General features: G+C 68.3%; 18 protein-coding genes and 1 tRNA gene. 2 read left to right on the top strand and 17 right to left on the bottom strand.

Translation table 11 applies throughout. The annotated features are described in order from the left end of the window. Window position 1: 1 nt before the first annotated feature. The 8 genes from AC1IQ6_RS08320 to AC1IQ6_RS08285 form a co-directional block, all read right to left on the bottom strand. The gene (locus tag AC1IQ6_RS08320; protein WP_102772675.1) at window positions 2-577 is read right to left on the bottom strand and encodes a D-glycero-alpha-D-manno-heptose-1,7-bisphosphate 7-phosphatase; all 576 of its coding nucleotides are present in this window, start codon (window positions 575-577) and stop codon (window positions 2-4) included. Further along, window positions 568-1,296, bottom strand: coding sequence for an SDR family oxidoreductase (locus AC1IQ6_RS08315; RefSeq protein WP_479731327.1), 729 nt, complete (start codon window positions 1,294-1,296; stop codon window positions 568-570). The genes AC1IQ6_RS08320 and AC1IQ6_RS08315 overlap by 10 nt, the downstream gene beginning before the upstream one ends. Before the next feature lie 11 nt (window positions 1,297-1,307). Next, window positions 1,308-2,579 carry a glycosyltransferase family 4 protein gene (locus AC1IQ6_RS08310; RefSeq protein ID WP_111827175.1) on the bottom strand — a complete coding sequence of 424 codons (1,272 nt, stop codon included), beginning with the start codon at window positions 2,577-2,579 and terminating at the stop codon, window positions 1,308-1,310. Beyond that, the gene (locus AC1IQ6_RS08305; protein WP_102772678.1) at window positions 2,576-3,337 is read right to left on the bottom strand and encodes a BON domain-containing protein; all 762 of its coding nucleotides are present in this window, start codon (window positions 3,335-3,337) and stop codon (window positions 2,576-2,578) included. Before AC1IQ6_RS08305 ends, AC1IQ6_RS08310 begins: the two co-directional genes overlap by 4 nt. A gap of 132 nt (window positions 3,338-3,469) precedes the next feature. Further along, window positions 3,470-6,187: an ATP-binding cassette domain-containing protein gene (locus AC1IQ6_RS08300; RefSeq protein WP_485866130.1), complete on the bottom strand. Its 2,718-nt coding sequence runs from the start codon at window positions 6,185-6,187 to the stop codon at window positions 3,470-3,472. Window positions 6,188-6,244: 57 nt separating this feature from the next. Further along, complete coding sequence (locus tag AC1IQ6_RS08295) at window positions 6,245-6,721, bottom strand: hypothetical protein (protein WP_102772680.1); 477 nt, start codon at window positions 6,719-6,721, stop codon at window positions 6,245-6,247. Between the two features lie 17 nt (window positions 6,722-6,738). After that, window positions 6,739-7,650 carry a glycosyltransferase family 2 protein gene (locus tag AC1IQ6_RS08290; protein WP_485866129.1) on the bottom strand — a complete coding sequence of 304 codons (912 nt, stop codon included), beginning with the start codon at window positions 7,648-7,650 and terminating at the stop codon, window positions 6,739-6,741. Further along, on the bottom strand, window positions 7,647-8,435 hold the full coding sequence (locus AC1IQ6_RS08285; protein WP_485866128.1) for a PIG-L family deacetylase: 789 nt from the start codon (window positions 8,433-8,435) through the stop codon (window positions 7,647-7,649). Before AC1IQ6_RS08285 ends, AC1IQ6_RS08290 begins: the two co-directional genes overlap by 4 nt. 81 nt (window positions 8,436-8,516) lie before the next feature. Here AC1IQ6_RS08285 and AC1IQ6_RS08280 point away from each other — a divergent pair, with 81 nt between their 5' ends. Beyond that, window positions 8,517-8,870: a hypothetical protein gene (locus AC1IQ6_RS08280; RefSeq protein WP_102772683.1), complete on the top strand. Its 354-nt coding sequence runs from the start codon at window positions 8,517-8,519 to the stop codon at window positions 8,868-8,870. 43 nt (window positions 8,871-8,913) lie between these two features. Here the strand turns inward: AC1IQ6_RS08280 and AC1IQ6_RS08275 are convergent, their stop codons facing one another. The 5 genes from AC1IQ6_RS08275 to AC1IQ6_RS08255 form a co-directional block, all read right to left on the bottom strand. Next, window positions 8,914-9,066 carry a hypothetical protein gene (locus tag AC1IQ6_RS08275; protein WP_168202325.1) on the bottom strand — a complete coding sequence of 51 codons (153 nt, stop codon included), beginning with the start codon at window positions 9,064-9,066 and terminating at the stop codon, window positions 8,914-8,916. A gap of 55 nt (window positions 9,067-9,121) precedes the next feature. Next, window positions 9,122-9,508, bottom strand: a complete 387-nt coding sequence (locus AC1IQ6_RS08270) for a YkvA family protein (RefSeq protein ID WP_485866127.1) — start codon at window positions 9,506-9,508, stop codon at window positions 9,122-9,124. Between the two features lie 238 nt (window positions 9,509-9,746). Further along, window positions 9,747-10,661: an NAD(P)-dependent oxidoreductase gene (locus tag AC1IQ6_RS08265; protein WP_485866126.1), complete on the bottom strand. Its 915-nt coding sequence runs from the start codon at window positions 10,659-10,661 to the stop codon at window positions 9,747-9,749. A 38-nt stretch (window positions 10,662-10,699) separates the two neighbouring features. After that, window positions 10,700-11,917: an ABC transporter substrate-binding protein gene (locus tag AC1IQ6_RS08260; protein WP_479731320.1), complete on the bottom strand. Its 1,218-nt coding sequence runs from the start codon at window positions 11,915-11,917 to the stop codon at window positions 10,700-10,702. 193 nt (window positions 11,918-12,110) lie between these two features. Further along, window positions 12,111-12,539, bottom strand: a complete 429-nt coding sequence (locus tag AC1IQ6_RS08255; protein ID WP_209166072.1) for a bleomycin resistance protein — start codon at window positions 12,537-12,539, stop codon at window positions 12,111-12,113. Between the two features lie 262 nt (window positions 12,540-12,801). Here AC1IQ6_RS08255 and AC1IQ6_RS08250 point away from each other — a divergent pair, with 262 nt between their 5' ends. Next, the gene (locus tag AC1IQ6_RS08250; RefSeq protein WP_485866125.1) at window positions 12,802-14,352 is read left to right on the top strand and encodes a GGDEF domain-containing protein; all 1,551 of its coding nucleotides are present in this window, start codon (window positions 12,802-12,804) and stop codon (window positions 14,350-14,352) included. Window positions 14,353-14,424: 72 nt separating this feature from the next. On the opposite strand, the gene AC1IQ6_RS08245 is transcribed toward AC1IQ6_RS08250, so the two are convergent. The 4 genes from AC1IQ6_RS08245 to AC1IQ6_RS08230 all read right to left on the bottom strand — a co-directional run bounded on the left by AC1IQ6_RS08245 (window position 14,425) and on the right by AC1IQ6_RS08230 (window position 17,177). After that, a tRNA-Arg gene (locus AC1IQ6_RS08245) sits at window positions 14,425-14,501 on the bottom strand. 31 nt (window positions 14,502-14,532) lie between these two features. Continuing rightward, on the bottom strand, window positions 14,533-15,171 hold the full coding sequence (locus tag AC1IQ6_RS08240; RefSeq protein WP_102772690.1) for a helix-turn-helix domain-containing protein: 639 nt from the start codon (window positions 15,169-15,171) through the stop codon (window positions 14,533-14,535). Window positions 15,172-15,183: 12 nt separating this feature from the next. Then, window positions 15,184-16,476: an NAD(P)/FAD-dependent oxidoreductase gene (locus tag AC1IQ6_RS08235; RefSeq protein WP_485866124.1), complete on the bottom strand. Its 1,293-nt coding sequence runs from the start codon at window positions 16,474-16,476 to the stop codon at window positions 15,184-15,186. Window positions 16,477-16,487: 11 nt separating this feature from the next. After that, entirely contained in the window at window positions 16,488-17,177 is a 690-nt protein-coding gene (locus AC1IQ6_RS08230) for an amino acid ABC transporter permease (protein WP_102772692.1), read from the bottom strand. Window position 17,178: the final 1 nt, after the last annotated feature.

Raw genomic sequence — 17,178 nt, 5'->3', positions numbered from 1 at the left:
CTCAGGCCTCCCCGGCCGCGGCGGCCAGCACGATGCGGGCGGCGGCATCCAGGTCGGGCGCGCGGCCGAACGGCACACGCTGCGGGCCGGCGCGCCATTCGGTCTCGTGCCCCACGTCCAGCAGGATGCTGCGGCAGCCGGCCAGATTGCCGGCTTCGACGTCGTCGAGTATGTCGCCGATCAGCCAGGACGCCCGCAGGTCCAGGCCGAGTTCGCGCGCGGCGCGCAACAGCAGCCCGGGCCGCGGCTTGCGGCAATCGCAGGCCCCGGCGTAGCCCTCGACCACGCCGTCGGGATGGTGCGGACACCAATAGAACCCGTCCAGGTGCGCGCCGGCCGCGCGGAACATGGCGGCCAGCCGGGTGTGCACCGGCTCCAGCGCCGAGGCCGGAAACAGGCCCTTGGCCACGCCCGGCTGGTTGCTCACCACGACCAGCACGGCGCCGGCCGCGCCCAGGCGCGCCAGGCCCGCGAACGCCTGCGGCGCGTACGCCATGCGGCCGGGATCGACGTTGTAGGGCTCGTCGGCCAGCACCGTGCCGTCCTTGTCCAGGAATACGGCGGGCCTCAGGGCCATGACGTTTCCTTCATGGGCAGCACCATCACTTCCGGCACCACGGTCTCGCCCGGCTGCGTGAGCACGAAGCGCACGGCGCGCGCCACGTTGGCCGGGTCCTGCAAGGTGCCGGTGTCGATGTCGGGAAAGCGGTCCAGCAGGAACGGCGTGCGCATGCCGCCGGCGATCACCGCGCTGACCTTCAGCCCGGCGCCGCGCAATTCGGCGTGCAACGCATGCGACAGGCCCATCAAGCCCCACTTGCTGGCGTGATAGGCGCTGGCGTTGGGCCAGGCGCGGCGCGCCGCCGTGGACGCGATATTCACGATATGGCCGCCCGGCGTCAGCCGGTCCTTGCCCAGCTTGGCCATCAGGAACGGGCCGGTCAGGTTGGTGCGCAGCACGCGCTCCCAGACGTCCGCGTCGAGCTGATCGATGGGCGCCGTCACGTCCACGCCGGCGCTGTTGACGATGGCGTCGAGCTTGCCGAACTGGCGCACCACGGCGTCCAGGCCGTCGCGCACGTCGGCCACCACGCCCACGTCCATGATGCAGGCCATCGCGTCGGCGCCGTCCTGCTTGAGCCGGGAAGCCAGCGCGTGCGCGCGCTGCTCGTCGATGTCGGCCACCGCCACGCGCGCGCCTTCGCGCGCCAGCATCTCGCACAGGGCCGCGCCCAGTCCGCTGCCGCCGCCGGTCACCAGCACCACGCGTCCGTCCAGGGTTTCGTATTCATGCATGTCGGCCTCCTTCAGGCGGCGATGCGCGCGGCGTGGCGCAGCGCCTGCGTCGCGCCCGGCTCCATCTGCCGGTAGATGGCGAGCAGATCCTCGCCCACGCGCTTCCAGGTGTACAGACGGCGCGCGCGCAGCCTGCCGGCCTCGCCCATGCGCGCCCTCAGCGTCGAATCCACGGCCAGCTCGGCCAGCCGGCGGGCCAGGCTGTCGGGGTCGCGCGGCGGCACCAGAAAGCCGGTCTTTCCATGCACCACCGTGCTGCGGATGCCGCCCGTGTCCGAACCCACCACCGGACGGCCGCAGGCCATCGCCTCGACCGGCGTGATGCCGAAGGGCTCATACCACGGCGTGGTCACGAACACGTCGCTGGCGCTGTAGTAAGTGGCCAGGGCTTCGCGATGGCGGCGGCCGGTGAATTCCACCCACGGCGCCACCTGTTCCTCTTCGGCGATGCGGCGCAACCGGCCGATCTCCGGCGTCGCGGTTTCGTCGGCGTCGTCGGTATTGCCGCCCACCACGCACAGCCGCGCGTCCACGCCGTGGCGACGGCGCAGCCGGCCGAGCGCGCGGATTACGTTGTCCACGCCCTTGCGCGGCACCATGCGGCCCAGCTGCAGCAGCGTAAACGCGCCGTCGTCCCAGCCCAGCGCCGCGCGCGCGCTGGCGCGGGTCTGCGGCATCATCTCGGCGGCGTCGTAGCCGCAGGGCACGATGGCGATGCGCCGCGGGTCGGCGCCATACAGTTCCATCAGGTCGCGGCGGTCCTGCGGGCATTCCGCGATGATGCGGTCGGCGCGGCGGATGATCTCTTCCTCGATGTCGAAGCGGCTGTCGGGAAACAGGTCCGCCTCCTGCTGGTGCTGGCGGCGCACCTTGCCCAGCGCATGAAAGGTCACCGCCAGCGGGATGCCGTAGCGCTGCGAAACCGGCAGCGCGGCCATCGCCGACATGAAGAAATTGGCGTGGATGGCGTCGTAGCTGCGGGCCTGGGCGCCGAAGTAGTGCATCAGATAGTCGGAGAACGCGTCCATGTGCGGCAGCAGTTGCTCCTTGGGCAGATAGGTGTCGGGCCCGGCCGGCACATGGATCACGCGCACATTGCGCAGCCAGGCATGTTCGGGCTCCAGCGCCGGATTGTCCTTGCGGGTGAACACGTCGACCTGCACGCCGGCGCGCGCCAGTTCGCGCGCCACGTGCGCCACATAGACGTTCTGGCCGCCGCTGTCCACGCTGCCGGCGACCGCCAGCGGCGATGCGTGTTCGCTGATGAGGGCGATTTTCTTCATGATGCGGCTCCTGGGCTGGCGATCCGGATGCGGTTGTCGACGTCGCGCACGCCGGGGCAGGCGTCCACGCTGTCTTCGATGCGATGCTTGGTGCGGCGGTCGGGCGCGGTGCCTTCCAGCGTCACGCAGCCTTCGGACACGCTGACCGAAACGTCGCTGACGTCCAGGCCGCTGTGGGCCAGGTACTCGCACACGATTTCGCGCACGCGTTCGTCGGTGCGCACATAGCCCTTGGGGTCGATACGCCGCGAACCGCGGTCGCGCCAGGCCTGCAGGCCGCGGTCATAGCCGCCGCGCTCGGCGGTCTCGAACGACAGATCGGGCTCGTCTTCCCATACGGGACGGTCCCCGTAATAACCGCCTTCCTCGTCGCCGTAGGAAGTCGGCCCGCTATAGGACGGCTCGCGCGAACCGTAGACCTGCTGGCGCTGGAACGAGGGATCTTCGCGGCTGAAGCCGCCGTAGCTGCTCTGCCCCGGATCGGCGCTGCGGCTGCGCAGGCCGCCGCGGGTCATGCGGGCGCCGGGGCTGCGCGTGCCTTCGCCCTGGTAGCCGTAGGACGGCGCCGGATCGCGCCACGGCTCGCGGCGTCCGGCGGGACCGGACCGGTCGCGGTCGCGGTCAGGGTCCGGCTCGCTTGGCCGCCATCCGCGCTGCGAAGCCGGCCGATAGGGGCCGCCGCGGGACGCTTCCCGGCCGGGGTCCCTGTCGTAGTCGTCGGCGTCGTGCCACGGCGCTTGCCTTGGATCTTGCTTCATCGTCTTCTCCCTGTTGCGAAATCGCGAGCCGCCGGGCGGCTGGCAGGCTTACGCATCGGAGAGAAGCAAGTGATGTGCCGAAACGGTTCTGTGCGGGCGCGATGGACGGCCGCGCGATGTACCCGGCACTTCTTACCCGCGCGTGTAAGAAGTGCCCGACCGCCTCGCGGGCAGCAGCGATCCGACCGTTGCCAGCAATTCGTTGGGGTCCACCGGCTTGGACAGATGCACCTGGAATCCCGCCAGCAGGCTGCGCAGCCGCGCTTCCTGGCTGACGTGGCCGGACAGCGCGATGGCCGGCAGCCGGTGGGCCAGCGCCGCGCCGCGCTCGGCCTCCATCGCGCGGATGCGGCCCACGACTTCGTAGCCGTCGATGTCACCCAGCGTCAGGTCGCAGATCAGCACCTGCGGCCACTGCTCCACCGGCAAGGCCTCGAAGGCCGCCAGCGCCTGCTCGCCATCCTTGTGCTCGGCCACCCGCGCGCCGTTGTCGCGCAGTATTTCGGCCAGCATCTCGCGCGCTTCGGGCTGGTCGTCCACCACCATTACGTAGGCGTCCTGCAAGGTCGACAGATGCATGTCGGGACGGATCTCCGCGGGCTCCACGGCGCGCACCGGAAAGTCCACGGAATACGTCAACCCGCCGGTGGCGGCGGACACGCTATGGAAGACCCCGCCCTGGCGCTGCACGCGCGCGGCCAGTTGCGCCGGGTCCAGCGCGGCCGCGGCGCGGATGGAATCGGGAACGTTCAGCGCAACGTCAGCTTCGGCGGGCGGTTCTTCGTCCGCGCGCGCGGTGCGGCCGTCGGTCACGGCCAGCCGCGTCATCGGTCCTTCGCGGTGCAGGCGGATTTCTATCCGTCCGCCTGGCGGCGTGACGGCGATCGCGTGCAGGCACAGGTCCCACACCACTTGCTGCAAGGAGCTGGGATCGCCCGTGATGCGCGCGGCCTCGCTGCCGATCAGCGTGTACAGGTTGACGCCCTTCTGCTGCGCGGCGTCGCGCAGCGCGTCCAGCACCCCGGCCACCACGGCCATCAGGTTGACCGGCTGGCGCGTTTCGCGGTCGCGCGCTTCATCCAGCGCGGACTGCTGGCGCTGCAGCGCCCACATCTGCGCATACATGCCCTGCCGCGCCAGCAGATCGTCGTGGCGGCCCTGCTCGACGATGCGGCCGCGGTCCAGCACCACGATGTTGTGCGCATGCACGATGGTGGACAGACGGTGCGCGATGATGAGCGTGGTGCGCCCCCGCGACAGCCGTTCCAGTTCGGCCTGGATGGCGCGTTCGGTGCGCGTGTCCAGCGCCGACGTGGCCTCGTCGAACACCAGGATGGAAGGGTTCTTCAGGATCGCCCGCGCGATGGCGATGCGCTGGCGCTCGCCGCCCGACAGCTTCACGCCGCGCTCGCCCACCGGCGTCTCGTAGCCGTCGGGTAGGCTTTCGATGAAATCGTGCACCCGCGCCCCGCGCGCGGCCTGCACGATCTGGTCGCGCGTGGCCTCGGGCCGGCTGTAGGCGATGTTGTAGGCGATGGTCTCGTTGAACAGCAGCGTGTCCTGCGGCACGATGCCCAGCGCCCGCCGCAGGCTGCGCACGTTCACGGTGCGCAGGTCCTGGCCGTTGATCAGGATGCGGCCGCTGTCGGCGTCGTAGAAGCGCAGCAGCAGGCGCGCCAGCGTCGACTTGCCCGAACCGCTGCCGCCCACCACCGCCAGCGTGGTGCCCGCCGGCACCGCCAGGTCGATGTCCCACAGGATCTGGCGTCCGGGCTGGTAGCCGAAGCCCACGTTCTCGAAGCGGATCTCGCCCGCACCCGGCTCCAGCGCCGGCAGGCGCGCATCGTCGCCGGTCTCGGGCGGATAGCGCAGCAGGTCGCACACGCGCTCGGCGTTGACGAAGGCCTCCTTGGCCTGGCGGAAAATCAGCCCCAGCGTGTTCAGCGGCAGGCAGATCTGGATGATGTAGGCGTTCACCAGCACCAGGTCGCCCACGCTCATCTGCGTGCTGACGACCTGCTGGCCCGCCAGCAGCATCACCGCCGCCACGCCGCAGGCGATGATCCCGCTCTGGCCGACGTGCAGGCGCGACAGCGAACGCTGGTTGCGGATGCCGACGTCGGTCCATTCGCGCAGCACCTTCGACAGGCGCTCGGACTCCAGGGCTTCGTTGGCGTTGACCTTGACCGCCTCGTAATTGAGCAGGCTGTCCACCATCCTGCCGCTGGCGCGCGAGTCCAGCTCGTTGAGCCGCCGCTGGTAGCCGACGCGCTTGCGCACCAGCACCGTGGTGTAGCTGAAATACGCCACGAACGTGACCGTGACGATGAGCGCGAACCAGACGCTGTATCCCATCACCAGGATCAGCACCACCGACACGATCTCGATCAGCGTGGGCAGCAGCGTGAACAGCCCCGTGCCCAGCAGGAAACCCACGCCCGCGGTGCCGCGCTCCACGTCGCGCGCCAGGCCGCCGGTCTGGCGCGCCCCGTGAAAGCGCGCCCCCAGCCGCTGCAGCTGCTCGAACACGCGCACGGTGAAATCGGCCACGGTGCGCTGCGCCACCCGCACGAAGACCACGTCGCGCAGCTCCGTGAACACGCTGCCGCCGAAGCGGATCAGCGCGTAGCCCAGCAGCAGGAACACGGGCAGCGTCAGCGCGCCGGGCGCGCCGAGCGTATCCACGATCAGCTTGAGCACCACTGGCACCAGCACCATCAGCAGCTTGGCCGCCACCAGCAGCCCCACCGCCGCGGCCGTGCGGCGGCGGTACTTCCACAGCGCGCGCGCAATACTGCGCGTGACCTCTTTGCGGGCGAAGTCTGGGTCGTTGTTCTCGGGTGGGTTCATGGCGCGGCCTCCAGGGCGATCCGCGCCGGGCCAGCAAACGCCATTCCGCGGGCAGGATCAGCCCTGCTCCTGGCGCCCCTGGACCACCGCCTTGAACAAGTGCGCGACCGCCGCCGCGAACGCCTCGTCGAACCACGGATTGGCGCCGCTGACCGCGACCACGATGCCGTCCATCGCCACGCTGCCCCAGACCCGCGTGTCCTTGGCGTGCAGCAGGTGCGGCCGCAGCGCCAGGACCTCATGGCTGGACAGGCCGGTGCGCCAGCTCAGGCGCGCCTTGCCGCGCGCATAGGCGCCGTAGTCGGCGTCCCATTGTTCAGGATCGCCGATGCTTTCCTGGTACAGGATGGCGTCGGCGAAATCGCAGGCGCCGGGGCGCGCCAGCGGATTCATGATCACCACATGGAAAAAACCGCTCTCGCCGACCCGCGGGTCGGCGCGCGCGGCCTCCAGCATGGGCAGCGCCAGGCGCACGGCCTGGGCGGCCGCGTCGCGCTCCCAGTAGGCGGCCAGGGGTATGGGGTTCATGGGCATCCTCCGTTTGGCAGGCGCTAGCGCCGCGTGGCGCGAGCCGCGCGCAAGTCGCGTTCCCGGGGAAACCGTCCCCGCCAGACCTGTTCGAGCCGCTCGCAGACGGCCGCGTCCAGCGGCCGGCGACGGGCGCGGATCAGCCGCCAGCCCGCCAGCGCGTCGCGGCAGGCCCGCGCCCTGGCGGCCCAGCCCGGCAGCGCGCGCAGGGCCGCCACGCTGCGCGCCAGCGCCAGCCTCGCGGGCAGGCGCAGCCATGCCGTCCACAGCGCGTTGCGCGCCAGCATCCGGCGGCGCAATGGCCGGTCCCGCGCCGCCGAAGGCCAATGATGCACGCGCAGCTGCGGCGCGTAGGCGATCCGACCGCCCCGCGCCATGATGTCCATGGCCAGCAGCTCTTCCTCGCCGCCGATGAACAGCGCCTCCCAATAGCCGCCCGCCTGCACAAAGGCGGCGGTCCGCATGACGCAGGCGCCCGCCATGAAGCCCGTCAGCTCCGGCCCGACCCCGGCGATGGCCGGCAGCGGGCTGTCGGCCATCGCCGCGCAGGCCGGGTCGGTTCTTTCTTCCGGCCCCACCGCGATGCCGGCATTGAGCACCGCCACCTCGGGATGCGCGTCCAGCAGGTCCGCGGCCCGTTCCAGCGCGCCGGCGGCCCACCAGGTATCGTCGTCGCAGAACGCCACATAAGGGGTCGCGACCCGCGCCACGCCCAGGTTGCGCCCGGCCGCGCCCAGATTGGCGCCGGCCTGGATCAGCACCGCATGGGGAAACGCCTGCGCCACGCGCGCCGCGGTCCCATCGGTGCTGCCGTTGTCGACCACGAACAGCGGATGATGGCCAGGCAGCCGGCGCAGGCTGCGGCACAGCTCCTCGCAGCGGTTATGGGTCAGCACCACGACGGATACGCGGGGCGATACGGCCGGGTCGCTCACGCCCGCGGCTCCTCGCCGCCGGCTACCCGCCAGTAGCTCTCGGCCTGTGCGCCGGTGTCGGGCAGGCCGCCCAGGCCGCGCAGTTGCGACGCATAGGCCGACACCGCGTCGGCCTTGCCGGCCAGATCGGTCTTCAGCGGCGCGGGTGTCGCCACCACGCCGCGGGCGCGCAGCTGCGCCAGCCGCGCCTGCACCGCGCCCGGCCGCTTACGGTAAGGCACATCCTCGTAAAAAAACCAGGACAGGCCCGGACAGGCCCGCGAGGCGTCCAGCCCCGCGTCGCTGACCCGGACGTGATCGTCATGGAACAGGCCCAGCGGCAGCGCCACCCGATCCGCGCCCAGCCCCGCCAACACGCGCACCAGGCTGTCGGCCAACTGCGCCTGGCCGTCCGGCGGCTGCTCGCCATACTGGGAATCCACGAAACCCAGGCCCAACCCCATGCAGCCGACCTGCGCCAACGCCAAGCGGTCCTCGGCCAGGCGCGCCGCCATCGCATCGGCCGCGGTCGGGAATCCGCAACGGCGGTCCCAGTCGGTGGACATGTGCGCGGCTTGCGGCAAGCCTGTGTAAGCGGTGATCACGACGCTGCCCGGGTGCGCGCGTAGCAGGCCGGCGCAGCTGAAGACCGCATCGTCCAGGTGCGGCGAAACCACGACGAAGGCGCCGGGCAGGCAGCGCGGCTCGACAACGGCGGGATGGACGGCAGGCGTTTCCATGGGATTGCGCGACGGATCGAAGATGGGCAGCGCACCAGCAACCGCCGTGCCGCGCATGGCGCGCATCAAAAAACGCTGCGCCGCTGGCGCGGGTGGGCATGGCGCTTGCGGAACTTCGCCGACCATTCCCACGCAAGGAGCGTACACATGAAGATCCGAGTTCTCACCCATGCACTGGCCCTGGCCGTCGGACTGGCCTCGAGCGTGGCCCTGGCCCAGTCCGCCACGCCCACCTCGCCGTCCAACACGCCGAACGACAGCACCGCCGTGCCGCCCAACCAGCCGGTGCCGCCGGGACAGAAGGCGCCCGCGCCCAACGCAGGCTCGACCACGCCGACCAACCCGCCCAACCTGGACAGGCATGACCAGATGAAGTCCGATAAGCACATGAAAAATGGCAAATCGGAGCGCCGCCGGGAGCCCAACGAGAACGTGCCCGCCACGCCGGGCAGCGGCGCCACGCCGCCTCCGGGCTACCCCAACACCGGCGGCTCGAAGTAAGCCGCCGCGCCCCGGGGCGGCGCCGGACGCCCGCCCCGGCGGCCTATTGCAGCCACTGCACCAGCACGCCGACGAAGAACAGCACCGCCACGGCGGCCAGCCAGAACGCCAGCATGGCCCAGGGGCCGCGCGCCTTGCGGGTGCGGGCGCGCTTGCGGGATTCGCTTGAAGGAACCTGCGGATCGGGGGTAGACATATCGGCCGCTCCTGAAAGGAGATATTGCAGTTTCAGCATGGCCTGTGCCCAAGGCCTAGGCGCCGAGCCAGCGCCACGCGGCCACCGCCAGTCCGATCCACAGCGCCACGACCAGCACCGCGCCGGCCTTGCTGGCCGGCTTGGCGCCGCGGGCCTGCATCCATTCTTCCGCCTGGCGCCGGCAGTCCGCCAGCACCGGCGGCGGCAGCAAGCGGATGGCCAGCCAGATCAGACCGGGCAGCAGCAACACGTCGTCCAGATAGCCCAGCACCGGTATGAAATCCGGGATCAGGTCGATGGGGCTGAGCGCATAGGCCACCACGAAAATCCCCAGCGCCTTCGCATACCAGGGCGTATCCGGATGCCTGCCCGCGAACCACAGCGTCACGCCGTCCCGCTTGATCCGCCTGGCCCAGGCCTTCAGGGTACTGTTGAAACTCATGATTCGGGCGCCGTTTTCCTTCTAGGACCGATAGGCCGCTGAGCCGCCCATTTCTTGATATCGGTCAACTGACAGACGGCGGCAATGCAACTACGCTCGACTCTAACCGATACGCGAGTACGAAGGGAGCAACCCTGCCAAGGGTCTGAGGAAGCGCGAATCGGCCAGAAGCCCCGGTCTGTCCATCTCCGGATCCGGGGCTTCGCTCTGTCTGAAGGACGGAAAAAGGGAAAACCGATCAGCCCGGCTTCCATCCTTCCGGAACGCGCGCCGGGTCGATATGGGCCAACTGGCACAGCGCATCGGCAATACACGAAAAATCCTGCCCGCCGAATTCCGCCGCCCGCGCCAGGCTGAACGACTCGTGCACCGCGGCCGCCACCGGCATGGGAACCCTGGACGCATGCGCGGCGGCCAGCACCAGGGACATATCCTTGTGGGCCAGGTCTATCGTAAAGCCCGGCTCGGTCCGCCCGATCAGCACCTTGTTGGGAAAGTTCATTCGGAGCTGGCCGTTGGTGGCCGACGTCCCGTACAGCACTTGCAGCGTCTTGGTGATGTCCAGCCCGAAACGCTGCGACAGGGCCAGTGCCTCGCCATTGATCTGGCACAGCGAAACGGCCACGAAATTATTGACCAGCTTGGTCCGCCCGCCCGAACCGACCGGGCCGCAGTGATAAATCGTGGTGCCCATCGCTTCCAGCAGCGGCTTGACGCGCTGAAACTGCGCATCGCCGGCCCCCACCATGAACAGGGACTCGCCGCGGTCGGCATGCTCGGCCAGCCGGCCGACCGGCGCATCGACCCAGTGCAGGTCCTGCGCCGTCGCCAGCGCATGCAGCCTGTCGGTCGCCAGCGAATCGATCGTGCTCATGTCCATGATCAGCGCGCCCGCCCTGGCGTGCGCCAGCACGCCGTCCTCGCCCAGCACCACGGCCTCCACTTCCTTGGACGAAGGCAGCATCGTGATGACGATGCCGCACGCGCGCGCCAGCTCCGCCACGTCCCGGGCCTGGACGGCCCCGGCGGCGACCAGTTCCCGCGCGGCCTGGGGGTTGATATCCAGCACGAGCAAGTCGAACCCGGCCTTGCGCAGATTCAACGCCATCGACTTGCCCATGCGGCCCAGGCCGATAAAGCCTATCTTCTCCATTGCCTCTCTCCTCGTTGCGAAATCCGGACAGCGCGCTTTCAGCTCTTGTTCTTGAGGTAGGGACACTCGCTTTCCGAAATCGGCGCGAAGGCGTCCTTGCCCGATATCACCTTGATGACCTTGGCGATATCCCATTCGCTCTTCGACTCAGACGGCCGCTTGACCTGCGCCATGTACATGTCATGCACCAGCAGGCCGTCGTCTCGCAGGGTCGCGTTGCGCGCGAACATATCGTCGACCGGCGTCTCGCGCAGCTTCGCCATCACCTTGTCGCGATCGAAACCGCCCACCGCCTTGGCCGCCTTCAGATAATTCAAGGTCGCCGAATACGTGGCCGCCTGCACCATGCTGGCCTGCGCGTTGTGCTTGGCGAAGAAGCGCTTGGACCATTCACGCGTGCGGTCGTCGAAATCCCAGTAGAAGCCGGTGGTGTACTTCACGCCCTGCACGGCATCCAGCCCCAGGGCCTTGATGTCCGAGTCGAAAATCAGCAGGGGCACCACCTTCTGCCCGGCGTCGATGACGCCGAACTCCTTGGCCTGCCTGAGCGCGTTGGTGGCGTCCCCGCCCGTATTAGCCAGCACGATCACCTTGGCGCCCGAGGCCTGGGCCTGCAGGATGTAGGAAGAAAAATCGCCGCTGTTCAAAGGATGCTTCACCGTGCCCACGACCTTGCCGCCGCCCTTGAGCAGCACCTTCGTGGAATCGGCCTGCAGCATGTGGCCGAACGCATAATCGGCCGTGATGAAATACCAGCTGTCGCCCTGCTCGGCCAGCGTCGCCGTGGCGCTGGACGCGGCGATCGCCTGCGTATCGTACGACCAGTGCGTGCTGTAGGGCGAACAGTTCTTGTTGGTAATGGCAGAGGTCGCCGTGCCCGTGTTCATGATGACGAAGTCCTTCTCCGCCAGCAGATTCTGGACCGCCAGCCCCGTCGCCGAGCCCAGCACATCCGTCATCATGACCACGCCGTCGCGGTCCACCCACTCCCGCGCCCGCGCCGCGGCCACATCGGGCTTGTTCAGGTGGTCCGCCGACAACACCTTGATGGGACGCCCGAATATCTCGCCGCCGAAGTCGTCCACCGCCATCTGCGCCGCCACCACCGACCCGCGCCCTCCGATCTGCGAGTACAGCCCGGACATGTCGGTCATCACGCCTATGTTCACCGGCTTGGGCGACTGCGCCTGCGATACCCCCGCCATCGACAAACCCGCGGCCAGCGCAATCACCTTCACTTTGTTGCTAAAGCCCATCTTCGTCTCCCCGCTTTGTTGGCAGTCATGAGTGCTTTGCTACATCGGCAATCTATTGCGGCCGCCTGACGCATCACTGCGCAATGGCGGCGAGGTAACTCAGCGCGCATTCTGCGAACAACGGGGAGCTTTGTCTAATACAGAAACAACGGGGTGGCGATAGCGGAACGGTATCGTGGAAAAGGGTTTTCAGCTAACCGCGATACGGCCGCTCCCCGATCAAGGCGGAAAATCGCAGCAGATAACCGTCGGGGTCCTGCACCAGAAACTCGCGCACACCCGATTCCGTGCCGCCGCTGCGATACCACCGTTCCGAAACCCCTTCGAACAGCGGCCAGCGCGCCGCCGCCAAGGCCTTGAGCACGGGTTCCACGGCAGGCACCTTGATTTCGAGATTCATGCCGCGCCCGCGCGGCGCCTCCAGCGGCGCGACCACCCAATAGCCGTCGCCGCGCACTTCGACCAGCATGACCTGGGCCCCGCCCAGATCCAGATAGACGAATCCTTCCGCGTCGCGGCTGTAGGCGACGGAAAATCCGCAGAGGTCGATCCAGAATTTCTTGCTCGCTTCCAGGTTGGAGACGAGCAACTCGGGCACGAGCTGCGCGCGGCGCAATTCCATGGTGCTTTCCTTTTTCAGGCTGGCGGCAGCCCTGCTGCCCCCCTGGCGTCCGCGCAGATGATAGCGGCATTTCCTGCCCGGATTCGAATAGAAACCGCAATCCTCCCCCGTCGTACGGTGTGGCGGAACGGCAACAAACCTGCGAATACCCGACTCTTTGCCGGCGCCCGATCGATGAGTCAGATCCTGCTGCGGTAAAAATTGAGATCTCCCATCAAGTGTGCAAGGCCCGTTCGACGAGGACAACTTGAAATCATCGCGTGTGACCTTGCTGGCGCTAATCCTGACCTTGGCGGCCTTGACCAGCGGCGCAACCTTTCTGAATGCGCTGATCGTCGGCCATATGGTGCAGAAAGAGCAATTGACGCACACCGAGTACGAGGCCAACCGTGCCTACGCCGTCAAGCTCGCCGCCTCGATCGATGAATACCTGCTGTCGATCCAGCGCCAGTTGCAGGTGAGCGCGAAGCTGGCGCCCGCGTTGCTCCATTCGCCTGCAGCGCTGGAGAACGAAGTGAAGCGTCTGGTCAGCCAATCGGATGGGATCACCGCCGCCTTGATCGTGGATGCGGATAACGGCTTGATGGCCTTTGCCTCGGCCGCGCCGGAACTCACCGATCGGTTGGACACCCTCAACCGCCTGGACGCCACGAGCACGCGGCAGTCGGGCAATGTACTTGCCTACCGTTTGGCCAACGGGCAGCTGGTGGTCGCGTTCTCGGAGCCGATCGCCCAGGCCGATGGAAAGTTTGCCGGCCTGGTCGGCGCGGTCATACTCCTGCAGCGCAAGAGCGCGTTCGACCGTCTTCTCAGCGACCACTTCCATTCCGACGGCTCTTCCATTTATGTCGTGGACGATACCGGCCTGGTGCTTGCTCATCAGGACACCAGCCGGATCGGCACCCGCAACCTCGCTGGCGAGGCCGTCCAGGCGCTGGCCCGCGGGGAGACCGGCGCCATGGACATCACCAACTATCGGGGCGAGCGCTTCTTCGCCGGCTATGCCCCCATGACCGTGGGGAAATGGGGAGTGGTCGTCCAGACGCCGGTCGAAGTGCTGGAAGCGCCGCAGCGCCTGCTGCTCAAACGCACTTTGCTCTATTCGATTCCCACTGCCCTGCTCGGCCTGGCGCTGGTGGTGGCGTCGGCGATGTGGATTTCCAGGCCCCTGGCCCAATTGGCGGCCCGCATGCGGGGCAACACGACCGACCCCGGCGATCTGGATCGCATCGATTGCCGCTACGCGGAAGCCCAGCTGCTCAAGGAGGCCGTGAAGATTGCGCAGGCGCAGCACGAACAGAAAATCGAGGCACTCAGCACCGAGACCATGACCGATGCGATGACGCAGCTGATGAACCGCCGCGGCCTGGCGCAGGAATTGCAGCGCCTGCCCAAAACGCGGCAGCCGTTCTCGGTGCTGGCCCTGGACCTGGATCATTTCAAGCGGGTCAACGACAAGTTCGGCCACGCCACCGGCGACAAAGTGCTCATCGCCCTGGCCTCGATCATCCGCCAGTCCATCCGGGGAGGAGATCTGCCGTTTCGTGCGGGCGGCGAGGAATTTCTGGTGCTGATGCCGGGCGCCGACCGGGCCATTGCCGCCGTCGTGGCCGAGCGGATACGCGCCACGGTCGAGAGCACCGAAATGCCGGACGGGGTGGGCCACATTACGCTTTCGATCGGCGTCGCCTTCTGGCCGGAGGATGCCGCGGAGGTGGATACGGTGCTGGATTGCGCCGATCAGGCGTTGTACGCGGCCAAGCGCAACGGGCGAAACCGGATCGAGGTGTATGCGGCGGCGGCCCGCCAGTAGGAGAGGTGCGCTGTTGCCCTAGCCAACTGAGCTACCGGAAGAAACCACCCTGATCGCGCTATAGGACTATTCTGGCGCGGCAGGAGGGGCTCGAACCCCCGACCTCAGGCTTAGAAGGCCCGTGCTCTATCCAGCTGAGCTACTGCCGCGCGACCCCGGAAGCGGTCCGGGCGCCGCATTTTACCTTGTTGCGGACGGTTTGGGCGGCGGGCGGCCGGCGGCCGGGTTGGCGTCCACTTCTTCCCCTATGTCCGCGTGCGTGGAGACCCACAGCACGACCGCATCTTTCTTGCTCAGGCTGATCACCCGGTGGCCCATGCGGCTGTCGATGTAGAAGCTCTCGCCGGCCTTCAGGCGGGCCGGCTCGTAGAACTCGGTGTAGAGCTCGACCTCGCCTTCCAGGACATAGACGAATTCCTCGCCCTGGTGGCGGCTCCAGTCGTGGAATTCCTCGAAGGCGCGGGCCTTGACGCGGGTGTGGAACGGCATCATGCGCTTGTGCGACAGCGCCGTGCAGAGCAGGCGGTGGTCGTAGTACGGGGTTTCGTACTGGCGGCCCTCGCCCTGGCGGCTGAGGCTGCGCCGGCCGGTGCCCATGTGGGCGTCGGGCGCGGTGAACAGCTCGGCCACGTCCAGTTCCAGGCCGGCCGCGATCTTGATCAGGTTGTCATAGGTGGGCGATAGCAGGCCGTTCTCGATCTTGGACAGGGTGGAGGCGGACACGCCGGTGGCCGCGGCCGCCTGCTTGAGGGTCCACTCCCGCGCCTGGCGCAGGGCCCGCAGCCGTAGCGCCAGCGCGCTTTGTTTGTTGCCTTCCATCAATACACCCTGTCATGCCCGCGACCGCCGTTCCCGCCACCAGTCGCGCGCCTGGTAAGACCAATAAGTGAGTTGAACCGCCGCCGTGCCGAAGCCGCCGCCGTTCCAGGCCAGGCCGAAGGGTGCGAATAGCTTGTAGCGCTGGGTATCGCCCGCGATCGCCTCGGCCACGACGCGCCCGCCGATCGCGGTGGTGTTCATGCCGTGTCCGCCGAACGCCGTGCAATACCAGACGTCGGGCGCCAGCCGGCCGATCTGCGGCATCAGGTGGCGCGCGTAGGCCATGCGTCCGGACCACGCCGCTTCCACCTTTACCCCCTTCAACTGGGGATAGACGGAGAGCAGTTCGCGGCGCAGCGACTCGGCCAGGTCGGGCGGATCGTCGACACGGGTGGTGATTCTACTGCCCCAGCCGATACGGCCGCCGTCCAGCACGCGATAGTAGTTGCCCGCGCGGCGGTCGTCGCCGATGGCCGCGGTGCTGCGGATGGCCTCCCGGACCCGTTCTCCCAGCGGCTCGGTCAGCATGATGTAGGTGGCGATCGGCAGCATCGCCCGGCGCAGCGCCGGCACCACGCCATCGGTGTAGCCGCCGGTGGCCAGCACCACGCTGCGGGCGTCGACCTGCCCCTGGCCGGTGCGCAGGCGCTTGACCGCGCCGTCGAGCCGGGCCTCGACCACGGCGGAGTCTTCATGGATGCGCACGCCCAGCCGGACGCATTCTCGCGCCAGCGCGCGCGCGTAGTTCAGGGGATGGAAGTGAAACGAGGTGGGGTCCTCGATGCCCTGGAAGTAGACGTCCGACAGCAGCCGCTCGCGGACCTGGGCGCGGGTCAGGAAGCGCACGTCGCGGCCGAACTCGCGCTGCTGCTCGTCGCACCATTGCCGCAGCGCGTCGGTGGCTTCGTAGCGCACCACCCGCAGGCGCCCGTCGACCTTGCGGGCGTCTTCGATGCCCAGTTCGCGGATGTTGGCGCGGATGATCTCCACGCCCTCCATGGACAACCGGTAGAGCTGGCGGTAATGGTCTTCGTCGACGTGGCGGCGGATGGCGTCGGCGCCCGCCGAGAAAGCCGGCGACACCGAACCGCCGTTGCGGCCCGAGGCGCCCCAGGCGATGCGCCGCCCTTCCAGCAGGGTGACGCCGCGCCCGCGCCGCGCCAGTTCCAGCGCCGTCGACAGGCCGGCCAGCCCGCCTCCCACCACGCACACGTCGGCGCTGTCCGCCCCGGCCAGCGGCGGATAGTAGGTGCCGGCGTCGGCCAGCGTGCGCCGATAGTAGGTGTCGATGTACTCGGATGCCATGATGCTCCGTGTCAGTGCAGGCCCGCGCCCTGCAGGCCGCCGGTCAGGCGTTTCTCCAGCCAATTGGCCAGGCGCAGCAGCGGATAGCAGTAGATGAAATAGATCGCCGCGATCATGCCGTAGATGAAAAGCGACTTGGCCGGAAAGGTGATGATGAAGACCTCGCCCTGGCGCGTCAGTTCGGTGATGCCCACCACCGACAGGATGGCGGTGCTCTTGATCAGCATGACGTAGACGCCGCTCATGGGCTGCACGATCAGGCGCATGGCCTGCGGCAGCACCACCAATCTGAGGATCTGGAAGGGCTTGAGGCCCAGCGTCATCGCGCCTTCGGTCTGGCCGCGCGGCACGGCCTGGATCGCGCCCATGACGATTTCCGCGACGTAGCACGAGGTGTAGACCGACAGCGACACGAAGGCGGCGGTGGCCGAATCCCAGTGCAGCAGCGCGATGCCGGAACTGGGCAGCACGAAGTAGAAGATATAGAGCTGCACCAGGAACGGCGTGCCGCGCAGGATGTGGATGTACAGCCCCAGCAGCTGATGCACGCCACGGATGCGGTAGCTGCGGATCACGCCGATGACGAAGCCCAGCAGCGAGCCGGCGATGATGGCCACGAAGGAGATCTTGAGCGTTTCCCAGAACCCCTTGAGCAGGAAGGGCAGCACGACGCCGGCGGTGGAAAGATAGGACTCCAGCATG

This window comes from Achromobacter sp. MUI-25009338, from assembly GCF_057359325.1.
This window is presented reverse-complemented; position numbering and strand designations above follow the sequence as displayed.